17 protein-coding genes are annotated in these 12,314 nt (G+C 61.9%); 1 reads left to right on the top strand and 16 read right to left on the bottom strand.

Annotated elements, in window-relative coordinates:
- Positions 1-4: 4 nt before the first annotated feature.
- The 15 genes from nuoK to ndhC all read right to left on the bottom strand — a co-directional run bounded on the left by nuoK (position 5) and on the right by ndhC (position 10,739).
- On the bottom strand, positions 5-310 hold the full coding sequence (gene nuoK / locus CDQ91_RS00260) for an NADH-quinone oxidoreductase subunit NuoK (RefSeq protein WP_088470721.1): 306 nt from the start codon (positions 308-310) through the stop codon (positions 5-7).
- 130 nt (positions 311-440) lie between these two features.
- The gene (locus CDQ91_RS00265) at positions 441-1,052 is read right to left on the bottom strand and encodes an NADH-quinone oxidoreductase subunit J (protein WP_088470722.1); all 612 of its coding nucleotides are present in this window, start codon (positions 1,050-1,052) and stop codon (positions 441-443) included.
- A gap of 12 nt (positions 1,053-1,064) precedes the next feature.
- Positions 1,065-1,550 carry an NADH-quinone oxidoreductase subunit NuoI gene (gene nuoI / locus CDQ91_RS00270; RefSeq protein WP_088470723.1) on the bottom strand — a complete coding sequence of 162 codons (486 nt, stop codon included), beginning with the start codon at positions 1,548-1,550 and terminating at the stop codon, positions 1,065-1,067.
- A 1-nt stretch (position 1,551) separates the two neighbouring features.
- Entirely contained in the window at positions 1,552-2,001 is a 450-nt protein-coding gene (locus tag CDQ91_RS00275) for a hypothetical protein (protein ID WP_088470724.1), read from the bottom strand.
- On the bottom strand, positions 2,001-3,047 hold the full coding sequence (nuoH, locus tag CDQ91_RS00280; protein WP_088470725.1) for an NADH-quinone oxidoreductase subunit NuoH: 1,047 nt from the start codon (positions 3,045-3,047) through the stop codon (positions 2,001-2,003). The genes CDQ91_RS00275 and nuoH overlap by 1 nt, the downstream gene beginning before the upstream one ends.
- Complete coding sequence (locus CDQ91_RS21180; RefSeq protein WP_158213580.1) at positions 3,044-3,181, bottom strand: hypothetical protein; 138 nt, start codon at positions 3,179-3,181, stop codon at positions 3,044-3,046. Before CDQ91_RS21180 ends, nuoH begins: the two co-directional genes overlap by 4 nt.
- Positions 3,178-5,190 (bottom strand): NADH-quinone oxidoreductase subunit NuoG, encoded by a 2,013-nt coding sequence (gene nuoG / locus CDQ91_RS00285; protein WP_088470726.1) that lies wholly within the window; start codon positions 5,188-5,190, stop codon positions 3,178-3,180. Before nuoG ends, CDQ91_RS21180 begins: the two co-directional genes overlap by 4 nt.
- Complete coding sequence (locus CDQ91_RS00290; RefSeq protein ID WP_088470727.1) at positions 5,190-5,393, bottom strand: hypothetical protein; 204 nt, start codon at positions 5,391-5,393, stop codon at positions 5,190-5,192. Before CDQ91_RS00290 ends, nuoG begins: the two co-directional genes overlap by 1 nt.
- A complete protein-coding gene (nuoF, locus tag CDQ91_RS00295) occupies positions 5,390-6,682 on the bottom strand; it encodes an NADH-quinone oxidoreductase subunit NuoF (protein ID WP_088470728.1) in 1,293 nt (430 codons plus the stop codon). Before nuoF ends, CDQ91_RS00290 begins: the two co-directional genes overlap by 4 nt.
- A 112-nt stretch (positions 6,683-6,794) precedes the next feature.
- On the bottom strand, positions 6,795-7,463 hold the full coding sequence (locus CDQ91_RS00300; protein ID WP_088470729.1) for a complex I 24 kDa subunit family protein: 669 nt from the start codon (positions 7,461-7,463) through the stop codon (positions 6,795-6,797).
- Complete coding sequence (locus CDQ91_RS00305; protein WP_088470730.1) at positions 7,456-7,641, bottom strand: hypothetical protein; 186 nt, start codon at positions 7,639-7,641, stop codon at positions 7,456-7,458. The genes CDQ91_RS00300 and CDQ91_RS00305 overlap by 8 nt, the downstream gene beginning before the upstream one ends.
- Positions 7,638-8,855 carry an NADH-quinone oxidoreductase subunit D gene (locus CDQ91_RS00310; RefSeq protein ID WP_174688460.1) on the bottom strand — a complete coding sequence of 406 codons (1,218 nt, stop codon included), beginning with the start codon at positions 8,853-8,855 and terminating at the stop codon, positions 7,638-7,640. The genes CDQ91_RS00305 and CDQ91_RS00310 overlap by 4 nt, the downstream gene beginning before the upstream one ends.
- A 35-nt stretch (positions 8,856-8,890) precedes the next feature.
- A complete protein-coding gene (locus CDQ91_RS00315) occupies positions 8,891-9,781 on the bottom strand; it encodes an NADH-quinone oxidoreductase subunit C (protein ID WP_088470732.1) in 891 nt (296 codons plus the stop codon).
- Positions 9,781-10,335 carry a NuoB/complex I 20 kDa subunit family protein gene (locus CDQ91_RS00320; protein WP_419722536.1) on the bottom strand — a complete coding sequence of 185 codons (555 nt, stop codon included), beginning with the start codon at positions 10,333-10,335 and terminating at the stop codon, positions 9,781-9,783. The genes CDQ91_RS00315 and CDQ91_RS00320 overlap by 1 nt, the downstream gene beginning before the upstream one ends.
- A 29-nt stretch (positions 10,336-10,364) precedes the next feature.
- Positions 10,365-10,739 (bottom strand): NADH-quinone oxidoreductase subunit A, encoded by a 375-nt coding sequence (gene ndhC, locus CDQ91_RS00325; RefSeq protein WP_088470733.1) that lies wholly within the window; start codon positions 10,737-10,739, stop codon positions 10,365-10,367.
- Between the two features lie 228 nt (positions 10,740-10,967).
- Between ndhC and CDQ91_RS00330 the strand changes: the two genes are divergently transcribed.
- A complete protein-coding gene (locus CDQ91_RS00330; protein WP_088470734.1) occupies positions 10,968-11,456 on the top strand; it encodes a YbjN domain-containing protein in 489 nt (162 codons plus the stop codon).
- 37 nt (positions 11,457-11,493) lie between these two features.
- Here the strand turns inward: CDQ91_RS00330 and CDQ91_RS00335 are convergent, their stop codons facing one another.
- Positions 11,494-12,312, bottom strand: a complete 819-nt coding sequence (locus tag CDQ91_RS00335; protein ID WP_088470735.1) for an inositol monophosphatase family protein — start codon at positions 12,310-12,312, stop codon at positions 11,494-11,496.
- Positions 12,313-12,314 lie beyond the last annotated feature (2 nt).

Consider the following 12,314-nt stretch of genomic DNA (forward strand, 5'->3'; position numbering starts at 1 on the left):
CGGCTTATCCCTTCATCCGGTTGGCATCGTCGACGGCAATCGTGCCGCGGCCGCGGAAGTAAATGACGATGATGGCGAGCCCGATCGCCGCTTCACCAGCGGCAACCGTCAGCACGAACATCGAGAAAACCTGCCCGACAAGGTCGCCGAGCGCGGCGCTGAATGCGACGAGATTGATGTTCACCGCCAGCAGGATGAGTTCGATCGCCATCAGGATGACGATGATATTCTTGCGGTTGATGAAGATGCCCAGCACGCCCAGCGTGAACAGCACCGCCGAAACGGCGAGATAATGGCCGACGGAGATCATGCGCCCGCTCCCGCGCTGCTGCCTTGAATTCCGTTCGTGTCGAGCGAAGTCGAGACACCGTGAAGGCATGCCCAAACGTGGGGCATCTCGACTGCGCTCGATGCGAACGGGTTGGTGGTGTCCAACGAAATCACAATTCCATCCCCTGCCCGACGCCCGGATCGACCAGCCGTGTCGCATCCTGCGGACGGCGGCGATTCTGCGCCGAGATATTCTGGGTGCGCGCGCCGCCGCGTTGGCGATGCGTCAACACGATCGCGCCGATCATCGCAACGAGGAGGACGATACCCGCCGCCTCGAACAGGAAGATATAGCGCGTATAAAGAAGTTCACCGACCTGCTCGATATTGCTCTTGTCGGTCACCACCGGTGCGGCGCGCGACGCAAGGTCGATCCCGCCGGCGCTCCATGCGCCCAGCGCAAAGATCAGCTCGGCGACCAGGATGATCGCGACGAGCGCGCCCAGCGGCAGATAGCGGACGAAACCGGCGCGCAGCTCGGCGAAATCGATGTTGAGCATCATCACGACGAACAGGAACAACACCGCGACCGCGCCGACATAGACGATGATCAGAAGCATCGCGATGAATTCGGCCCCCGCGAGGAGCATCAGCCCCGCCGCGTTGAAGAAGGCGAGGATCAACCACATCACGCTGTGGACCGGGTTGCGCGCGAAGATAACCATCGCGGCCGACGCGATCACAAGCGTCGCGAAGAGGTAAAAGGCAGCTAGCTGAATCATATGCGCCGCCCCCTAGCGGTAGGGCGCGTCAGCGGCAAGATTTGCCGCGATCGCGCGTTCCCATTTGTCGCCATTGGCGAGCAGTTTGGCCTTGTCATAAAGCAGTTCTTCGCGCGTTTCGGTCGCGAATTCGAAATTCGGCCCCTCGACCACCGCATCGACCGGGCATGCTTCCTGGCAAAAGCCGCAATAGATGCACTTGGTCATGTCGATGTCGTAGCGCGTCGTGCGGCGCGAGCCGTCATCGCGCGGCTCGGCCTCGATCGTGATCGCCTGAGCCGGGCACACGGCTTCGCACAGCTTGCACGCGATGCAGCGTTCCTCGCCGTTCGGATAGCGACGCAGCGCATGCTCACCGCGGAAACGCGGCGACAGCGGGTTCTTCTCGAACGGATAGTTGATCGTCGCCTTGGGCTTGAAGAAATATTTCAGCGTGAGGGCGTGCGCCTTCACAAACTCCCACAGCGTGAAGCTCTTGATGTAATAGGACAGGCTCATATCAATTTTTCCGCTCGCTGCCGGGATTCTTGCAAACCAATTTGGTGACTTCCTTGGTTTGCTCTTCGTCGTCTTTGTCCATGGACGCCGCAGTAATACTGACCGTTGCAGGAACGGTAGAGATCGGGACGGTCATGTTGACCGAAAGGCCGTAAATCTCGCCGTCCCTCGAACCGAGAATTGCGGGCGAAGTGGCCATAATACCGTCGATCCAGACCGGATATTTGCCATTTATGCCGGCAAAGTCCTTATCCGATTCGATCGTCAGAGAACCCGGACGGCTATGCTCGAGAGTGATGAGATACCGCCAGTTGGTTCCAGGAGATGTATACCATGGCCTCTCACCGCGCGATGTTTCCTGCCATTGCTCACGCACAAAGCAGTCGTATGTGACGGCCAACGGAACTGGAGGGTTCGCTGGCACGGCCGCTAAGGAAAGCGCCGCCATCATCACGCCCCATACCTCGTCAGCATCAGATAGCCGGAGATCAGGAAGATCCAGAAAAGCGAAATCGGCAGGAAGATTTTCCAACCCAGCCGCATTAGCTGGTCATAGCGATAGCGCGGGACGGTCGCCTTGACCCAGCTGAAGATGAAGAAGAAGATCAAGATCTTGATGAAGAGCCAGATGACGCCCGGAACCGCATAAAGGATCGGGATATCGAGCGGCGGCAGCCAGCCGCCCCAGAAGAGCACCGCGTTGAGCGTGCACATCAGAAGGACGTTGGCATATTCGCCGAGCCAGAAGAGCGCGAAGGCCATCGACGAATATTCGGTCTGATAACCCGCGACGAGTTCGCTTTCGGCTTCGGTCAGATCGAACGGCGCGCGCGCGGTTTCGGCGAGCGACGAGATCAGGAACATCACCGCGAGCGGGAAGAGCAGCAGGTTGAAGCCGAAGGCGTTGACGACGCCCAGCCCATGGCCCTGCTGCGCCTTGACGATCTCGTTCATGTTGAAGCTGTCGGCGAAAAGCACGACGCCAACCAGAATGAACCCGATCGACACTTCATAGCTAATCATCTGCGCCGACGCGCGCATCGCCGAGAAGAAGGGATATTTCGAGTTCGACGCCCAGCCCGACAGGATCACGCCATAGACGCCGAGCGACGAAATCGCGAGGATGTAGAGCAGGCCGACGTTGATATCGGCCAGCACCGCGCCCGAATTGAACGGGATCACCGCCCATGCGAGCAATGCCACGGTGAAGGTGATGATCGGCGCGATCAGGAACAGGCCCCTGTTGGCGCCGCTCGGGATGATCGTTTCCTGAAGGAAGACTTTCAGGCCGTCGGCGAAGCTCTGGAGCAAGCCGAAGGGGCCGACGACGTTCGGACCACGGCGCAGCGCGATCGCCGCCCATATCTTGCGGTCGGCGTAAATGATCATCGCCACGCTGAGCATCAGCGGTAGCGCGATCAGCAGGATGCCCGCAACGGTCGCAACACCCCATGCCCATTCATAGGACATGCCAAGGCTCTGGAAAAATTCGGTCATTTCCCTGCCCCGTCCTGGTTCCGCCAGCCATTATGCGGGCCGGGCTTTTCCGACTTGCGCGGATTGAAGCCGCGCCAGACGGCATAGCCCATGCCCGAAAGCAGGACGGTGGCGATAGCATGTACCGGGGTCATTCTGCGGCCTCCGCATAGTCGGCGCCATGGAGGATTTCCTCCGAGCAGCGGTTCATCGTCGGCGACGCGCGGCAGATGGCGTTGGTGAGGTAGAAATCCTTGATCGGCGACGGAATTTCGCGCGCATCGGGCTTGGCGGGAAGCTTCGGCGGCGCCCAGCCATAATCGGCGAGCCCTTCGACGCCCAACGCCGGCACCACGGCAACCATCGCCGCGCGGCACGCGTCGAAGCTGTCGAAGCCGACCGACACGCCCAGCGTATCGGCGAGCGCGCGGAAAATGCTCCAATCCTCGCGCGCGTCGCCCGGTGCGAACACCGCCTTGTCGCTGCGCTGGACGCGGCCTTCGGTGTTGACCGTCGTGAAGTCCTTTTCGGTCCATGCCGCGGCGGGCAGGATGACGTCGGCGGCATGCGCGCCCTTGTCGCCATGATGGCCGACATAGACTTTCAGCGTGTCGGCGAAGTTCGTGAAATCGACTTCGTCGGCGCCGAGGAAGAAGGCGAGCTTCGGCTTGGCCGCAACCACATCCCTGATCCCGCCAGGGAGCCCGTAACCGAGCATCAACGAACCCATGCGTGCGGCCGAGAAATGGACGACGTTGAAGCCGTTCCAGCCGTCCTTGATCGCGCCGACCGACTTGGCGAGGTCGAGCGCCGCGCCATGGACGCCGGGCACCGACAGCGCGCCGCCGCCGAAGATCAGCATCGGCCGCTCGGCGCCCTTGAGCGCGTCGAGCGCGGCCTTGGGCAGCTTGGCAACCAGCGAGGCGTCGTTGCCCAGCCATTCGACCTTGTAGGTCAGGTCGGTTTCGGCGCCGATGCCGAACACTTTCGCGCCCTTCTTCCAAGCCGCCTTGCGGACGCGCGTGTTGATGAGCGGCGCTTCCCAGCGCAGGTTCGTACCGACGAGCAGGATCACGTCGGCATTTTCGGCCTCGGCGATCGTCGTGTTGAAATTGACCGCCGACAGGCTGGTGACATCATAGTCGAGCCCGGTCTGGCGCCCTTCGAGCAGGTTGCCGCCGAGCGCATTGACCAGCGCCTTGGCGGCGAACATCGTTTCGCAATCGGCCATGTCGCCCGCGATCGCGGCGACCGACGCACCGGCATTGGCAGCCTTGATCGCTTCGAATGCTTCGGCCCAAGTTGCGGGCTGGAGCGCGCCGTCCTTGCGGACATAGGGCTGGTCGAGGCGGCGGCGGATCAGGCCGTCGACATGGTGGCGCGTCTTGTCGCTCGCCCATTCCTCGTTCACGTCATCATTGACCCGCGGCAACACGCGCAGAACCTGGCGGCCGCGCGCATCGATGCGGACGTTGGTGCCGACGGCATCCATCATGTCGATGCCGAGCGTCTTGGTAAGCTCCCATGGGCGTGCTTCGAACGCATAGGGCTTCGACGTCAGCGCACCGACGGGGCACAGGTCGATGACATTACCCGACAACTCGCTCGCGACCGCGCGCTCGAGGTAGGACGTGATCTGCATATTCTCGCCGCGACCGATCGCGCCGATATCTTCCACGCCCGCAACTTCCTCCGCAAAGCGGACGCAGCGCGTGCACTGGATGCAGCGGGTCATCACCGTCTTGACGATGGGGCCCATATATTTTTCGGTGACGGCGCGCTTATTCTCGTCATAACGCGTCGCGCCGCGGCCATAGGCGACCGACTGGTCCTGCAAATCGCATTCGCCGCCCTGATCGCAGATCGGGCAGTCGAGCGGGTGGTTGATGAGCAGAAACTCCATCACCCCTTCGCGGGCCTTCTTCACCATCGGGCTGTCGGTCTTGATCACCTGCCCCTCGGCGGTCGGCAGCGCGCACGAAGCCTGCGGCTTCGGCGGTCCCGGCGACACTTCGACGAGGCACATGCGGCAATTGCCGGCGATGCTCAGGCGTTCATGATAGCAGAAACGCGGAATTTCCTTCCCCGCCAGCTCGCACGCCTGCAGGACGGTCGCGCCCTGCGGAACGTCCAGTTCTACGCCATCTACGGTAACTTTAGGCATTAATCTGCTCCGTCCGCGGCTGGGTCGCCGCTTGTGACGCCAACGTCATCGAAAAAACGACCGGACTTCGTATCGTCAATCTTGCGCCAGTTGTTCTTCGCTGAGGGCCTCGGTGTTCGCTTGCCCCACAGGGCGCGCACGCCGATCACCAGCAAGATCACAACGGCGATCATCAGCAAGCCTTTGATGTCAGCTTCGCTCACTCCGCGGCCTCCAGCGCGCCGCCATTCTCGCGAATGCGGCGTTCGATCTCGGGACGGAAATGCTTGATCAGGCCTTGGATCGGCCAAGCCGCCGCGTCGCCGAGCGCGCAGATGGTGTGGCCTTCGACCTGCTTGGTGACGTCGAACAGGGTGTCGATTTCGCTGATGTCGGCGTCGCCGGTGCGCAGCCGTTCCATCACGCGCCACATCCAGCCGGTGCCTTCGCGGCACGGGGTGCACTGGCCGCAGCTTTCATGCTTGTAGAAATAGCTGATCCGGCTGATCGCCTGAACGACGTCGGTCGACTTGTCCATGACGATCGCGGCGGCGGTGCCGAGCCCCGATCCAACGGCCTTCAGCCCGTCGAAATCCATCGGGCAGTCCATGATTTCGGCCGCGGGAACCAGCGGAACCGACGAACCGCCGGGGATCACGGCAAGCAGATTGTCCCAGCCGCCACGAATGCCGCCACAATGCTTGTCGATCAGCTCGCGGAAGGGGATGCTCATCTCTTCCTCGACGACGCACGGCGTGTTGACGTGGCCGCTGATCTGGAAAAGCTTGGTGCCTTTGTTATTCTCACGCCCGAAACCGGAGAACCAGGTCGCGCCGCGCCGCAGGATCGTCGGAACGACCGCGATGCTTTCGACATTGTTCACCGTCGTCGGGCAGCCATAAAGGCCCGCACCCGCCGGGAATGGCGGCTTCAGGCGCGGCTGGCCCTTTTTCCCCTCGAGGCTTTCGATCATCGCGGTTTCTTCGCCGCAAATATACGCGCCAGCCCCGCGGTGGACGAAGACATCGAAGTCATAGCCCGACTTGGCGGCATTCTTGCCGAGCAGGCCCGCGTCATACGCTTCCTGCACCGCGGCAAAGAGTGTCTCGGCCTCGCGGATAAACTCGCCGCGGATATAGATATAAGCGGCGCGCGCGCGCATCGCGAAGCCCGCGATCAGCGCGCCTTCGATCAGCTTGTGCGGATCGTGGCGGATGATTTCGCGGTCCTTGCACGAACCGGGTTCGGATTCATCGGCGTTGATGACGAGAAAGCTCGGGCGATCGGCGCGCGGCTCCTTCGGCATGAACGACCATTTCAGGCCCGTCGGGAAGCCCGCACCGCCGCGACCGCGCAGACCCGACGCCTTGATCTCTTCGATGATCGCGTCCTGGCCGCGCTGGATCAGCGCCTTGGTATTGTCCCAGTCACCACGCGCCTGCGCGGATTTCAGGTTCCACGGCTGATAGCCATAGAGGTTGGTGAAGATGCGGTCTTTATCCTGGAGGCTCATTTGGCCTCTCCTGCATCGTCACCCCGGACTTGATCCGGGGTCCATGACTTGGGTGCTGCGATGGATGCCGGATCAAGTCCGGCATGACGAAGGAATACGAAGTGGGTCATGGTCACCACTCCTTCCGATAGTCGTGGTTGGCCGACACCATATCCTTCAGCGACGTCGGGCCGCCTTCGGGATCGCTCGTCAGGCGCTTCGGATTCTGCGTGCCGGTCTTGGGCTGTTCGCCCGCCGCCAGCGCTTCGAGGATGCGGGTCATGCTGTCATAATCGAGATCTTCGAAATTATCGTCGTTGATCTGGACCATCGGCGCGTTGGTGCAGGTGCCCATGCACTCGACCTCGGTCAGCGTGAACAAGCCGTCGGGCGTCGTCTTGCCCTTGGTCATACCGCGGTTCTTGCACGCCGCCATGACATCGTCCGACCCGCGCAGCAGGCACGGCGTTGTGCCGCACACCTGCACATGATAACGGCCAACGGGCACGAGATTGTACATGGTGTAAAAGGTCACGACCTCATAGGCGCGCATATACGGCATATCGAGTTGCGCCGCGACATATTCGATCACCGGCACGGGCAACCAGCCCTGCGTCTGCGTTTCTGCACCGACCTGACGCTGCGCGAGATCGAGCAACGGCATCACCGCCGAACGCTGACGCCCTGCGGGATAGCGCGCGATAATCGACTTCGCCTTTTCGGCATTTTCCGCCGTCCAGGCAAAGGCGCCCCAGCGCGCGCGGACTTCGGTTTCGTCGGGGATTTGGGGTGCGTCAGCCATGCGCAACAACTTTCGAGCGTTTTTCGAGTGTGATCTTGGCCAAAAGAGCAATCGGCCAAATGAGATTCATCAGTATGATCTCGTCATTTACCTCAAACCCGCGCGCCCACTTCAGGAGAATGAGAACGAGCGCGGCTCCGATGGCCATTTTATGGATGGTGTCGAGAAAGGCGATCACCGGTCACACTCCCCGAACACGACGTCGATCGCGCCGATGATCGCGGTGGTGTCGGCGAGCATATGGCCCTTCGACATCATTTCCATCGCTTGCAGATGCGAGAACGCCGTCGGGCGGATCTTGCAGCGATACGGCTTGTTGCTGCCGTCGCTGACCAGATAGACGCCGAATTCGCCCTTCGGGCTTTCCGTCGCCACATAGACTTCGCCCGCGGGGACGTGGAAACCCTCGGTATAGAGTTTGAAGTGATGGATCAGCGATTCCATCGACTGCTTCATCTCGCCGCGCTTCGGCGGGACGACCTTGCGGTCGAGGCTGGCGACGGGGCCGGTGGGCATGTCACGCAGGCACTGCTTGATGATCTTCGCCGACTGATAGACTTCCTCGACGCGGACCATGAAGCGATCATAGCAATCGCCGCGGGTGCCGACGGGAATGTCGAATTCCATCTTGGCATAGGCGTCATAGGGCTGCGACTTGCGCAAATCCCATGCGATGCCGCTGCCGCGGATCAGCGGGCCCGAGAAGCCCCATGCCAGCGCATCTTCCTTGCTCACCGTCGCGATATCGACGTTGCGCTGTTTAAAGATGCGGTTGTCTATGACCAGGCTCATCGCGTCGCCGAACAGCTTCGGCAGGCGCTTTTCGACCCATTCGCCGATGTCGTAGAGCAGCCGCTCGGGGACATCCTGATGGACGCCGCCGGGACGGAAGTACGCCGAGTGCATCCGCGCGCCCGAAGCGCGTTCGAAGAAGTTGAGGCAATCCTCGCGCAGTTCGAACACCCACAGGTTCGGGGTCATCGCGCCGACGTCCATGACGTGCGACCCGATATTGAGCATGTGATTGCAGATGCGCGTCAACTCGGCGAACAGCACGCGCAGATATTGGCCGCGCGCCGGAACTTCGAGGTCGAGCAGCTTCTCGATCGCGAGGACATAGCTATGCTCCATCGCGAGCGGCGAGCAATAGTCGAGCCGGTCGAAATAGGGCAAAGCCTGCAAATAGGTCTTATACTCAATCAGCTTTTCGGTGCCGCGGTGGAGCAGCCCGACGTGCGGATCGACGCGCTCGATGATCTCGCCATCGAGTTCCAGCACCAGACGCAGCACGCCGTGCGCCGCCGGATGCTGCGGGCCGAAGTTGATCGTGTAATTGGTGACGGCCTGATCGCCCGCGGTCTCGGCCGTATCGACCGGATAGCCTTCGAACATGTCGCCGCCATAATGTTTGACGTGAGGAGTGTCGGTCATGCGTCACCTCCTTGGTCCGCTTTGGGTTTGCGCGGCTTGGCCGGCGCTTTGGTCTTGGCGGGCGTCGCTGCCGGTTTCGTCGCCGACTTGGCGCTCGCGCCGTCGCGGCTCGTCTTGGACGCGGCCTTGTTGACCTTCGCGCCCGCGCCGGTCTGCGCAGCTGTGTCGGTGGTCTTGGGCGTCGGCGGCGGCGGAGCCTTCGCCTTGTCGTCGGAGGCCTTCACCTGCGCCGCAGTCATCGGGGTCGGAGCCCCCTTCCCCGGCGCTTCGCCGGTTCCGCCGGCCTTTTCGTCGCCGGGCAGCACATAATCGGCGCCTTCCCACGGCGACATGAAGTCGAAGTTGCGGAAATCCTGTGCCAGTCGCACGGGTTCATAGACGACGCGCTTGTCTTCTTCGCTGTAACGCAGCTCGGTATAGCCGGTCAGCGGGAAGTCCTTGCGCTGCGGATGCCCCTGAAAACCATAGTCGGTCAGGATGCGGCGCAGATCGGGATTGCCCGCGAACAGGACGCCATACATGTCGAACACTTCGCGCTCGAGCCAGCCCGCGACCGGCCACACCGGCACGATGCTCGGCACCGGGGTCGCTTCGTCGGTGCACACGCGGACGCGCAGGCGATGGTTCTTCGTAACGCTGAGCAGGTGATAGACGACCTCGAAGCGGTCGGCACGGTCGGGATAATCCACGCCCGCGATTTCCATCAGCTGCTGATATTCGAGCTTGTCGCGCAGCACGATCATCACCCCGGCGATCGCTTCGCGGTCGACAGTGATGCTGTCTTCATCGGCGGCAAAGACATGGACGAGCAGGTCGGCGCCAAGCGCAGCCTTGAGCGCGTCGCCAAGCCCCGAACGGGGTGCGACGAGGGGAGCTTGATGAGCCATCAGCGTTCGATCGTCCCGGTGCGGCGAATCTTCCGCTGCAACTGCATCACGCCATAAAGCAAAGCTTCGGCGGTCGGCGGGCAGCCGGGGACATAAATGTCCACGGGCACGATACGATCGCAACCACGCACCACCGAATAGCTATAATGATAGTAACCGCCGCCATTGGCGCAGCTGCCCATCGAAATGACATATTTCGGGTTCGACATCTGGTCGTACACGCGGCGCAACGCGGGCGCCATCTTGTTGCAGAGCGTGCCTGCGACGATCATCACGTCGGACTGGCGCGGGGAAGCACGCGGCGCAGCGCCGAAACGCTCCATGTCATAGCGCGGCATGTTGACGTGGATCATCTCGACCGCGCAGCAGGCGAGACCAAAGGTCATCCACCAGAGCGAGCCGGTGCGCGCCCAGTTGAACAGATCCTCGGTCGAGGTGACAAGAAAGCCCTTGTCGCCGACTTCGCTGTTGAGGTCGTCGAAAAAGCCCATGTCGGGGTTGGTCCCCGGCGCCACTGGTATCAATCCGGGGTTGGCCCCAGCGGGCACCGGCATCTGGCCGGGCATCAGGATGCTCGAATTGCTCATTCCCAATCCAAAGCCCCTTTCTTCCAGGCATAGACAAGGCCGATCGAAAGCTCGGCGAGAAAAATCATCATCGTGGCCCAACCGGCCCAGCCGATATTCTCGAGGCTGACCGCCCACGGGAACAGATAGGCCGCTTCAAGATCGAAGATGATGAAGAGGATGGCGACAAGATAGAAGCGGACGTCGAACTGGCTGCGCGCGTCCTCGAAAGCCGGAAAGCCACATTCATATTCGGTCAGCTTCGCCGGATCGGGCTGATGCGCGCCCGTCAGTCGCGCGACGCCCATCGGCAAAAAGACGAAGGCGGCGGACAGAAGGAGCGCGATCGCAAGAAAGATCAGGATCGGCAGATATTGCGTCAGATCGACCATGGGGGGCTCGCAGTTCAGTTGTTCATAAACGAGGTGTCTCGGCACCCTTGTTGCGGGCGCTTTAGGCCAGCGCGCCGCGCCTCGCAAGCATTGCGGGCAGGAAATTTCCGCCCACTGTGACCAAAAGCATAAACCATGCTGGCGACAGGCCCCAAGCCTGTGATACGCGGGCCGAAGTGGGTCGGTTCGCTGCGCATTTCAGGCGCAGCTTCGAATTGAGGAGTTTCCATGAAATCTATTATTGCTCGCACCGCCCTGACACTGGGCGCGTCCGTCCTTTTCGCCGCGGCCCCCGCGCACGCCGAACTGGTGAACGCCAAGAACCCGGCGGCGATCAAGACGATCGTCGAGTCGCAGGGCTGGCCGGCAAAATTAATCACGAAGGCGGGCGAAGATCCCTATATCGAAAGCAATCGCAACGGCCTGAAATTCCTCGTCCTGTTCATGAACTGCGAGGAAAACAAGAACTGCAAGACGCTGCAATATTATATGGGCTTCAGCGACGCGAAAGAGGTCACGATCGAACGGCTCAACCAGTGGAACAAGGACAAGCGTTTCGCCCGGGCCTATCGCGACGATGCGGGTGATCCGGTACTCGAAATGGACGTCGATCTCGACTTTGCGGGCATCCCGCGTGAGAATGTCGGCGAAACCTTCAACACCTGGGCCTCGCTGATGGACAGCTATCGCGAGTATGTCTTCGAAAAGGACGAATAGGTAGCGGCGCCCCTCCCGTCGGGGAGGGGCAACCGCCTCACACGTTGCGCAGCGCGCCCGCGACCAGCTTTTGCAACTTCGAATGCACCGCGGCGCTGCCGGCGATATATTCGCTGCGCTCGATCGCACGATCACCGCCACGGAAATCGCTGACAAAGCCGCCGGCTTCGCGCACGAGCAACATGCCCGCGGCGACATCCCAGATCTGAAGATCGCTTTCCCAGAAACCGTCATAACGCCCCGCCGCGACCCATGAGAGGTCGAGGCTGGCGGCGCCAAAGCGGCGGATGCCCGCGACTTCGGGCGCGACCGCGCCGAAAATGCGGCTCCACTGGCCCATATTGCCGTGGCCCATGTACGGGATGCCGGTCGAGATCAGACATTCGTTGAGGTAACGACGCGACGCGACGCGCAGGCGGCGGTCGTGAAGCCATGCGCCGCGGCCACGCTCGGCCCAATAGCTTTCGTCGGTGACGGGCTGATACACCAGCGCCGCGGTGACATCGCCCCAGCCGCCGCCGATTTTCGGTTCCTGCACCGCGATCGAAATCGCGAAATGCGGGATGGCGTGGAGGAAGTTCGAGGTGCCGTCGAGCGGATCGACGATGAAACGCGGCTTTCCCGGATCGCCTTCGATCTCGCCGGCCTCTTCCATCAGGAAGCCCCAGCCGGGACGCGCATAGCTGAGTTCTTCATAGAGGGTGCGCTCGGCGGCCTGGTCGGCCTTCGACACGAAATCGGCGGGCCCCTTTTGCGAGACCTGCAGATGCTCGATCTCGCCGAAATCGCGGCGCAGCTTGGTGCCGGCCTTGCGTGCGGCGCGTTCCATGACGGTGATGATGCCGGATATGGCCATGA

This window comes from Sphingopyxis witflariensis (genome assembly GCF_002205635.1).
Taxonomy (GTDB): domain Bacteria; phylum Pseudomonadota; class Alphaproteobacteria; order Sphingomonadales; family Sphingomonadaceae; genus Sphingopyxis; species Sphingopyxis witflariensis.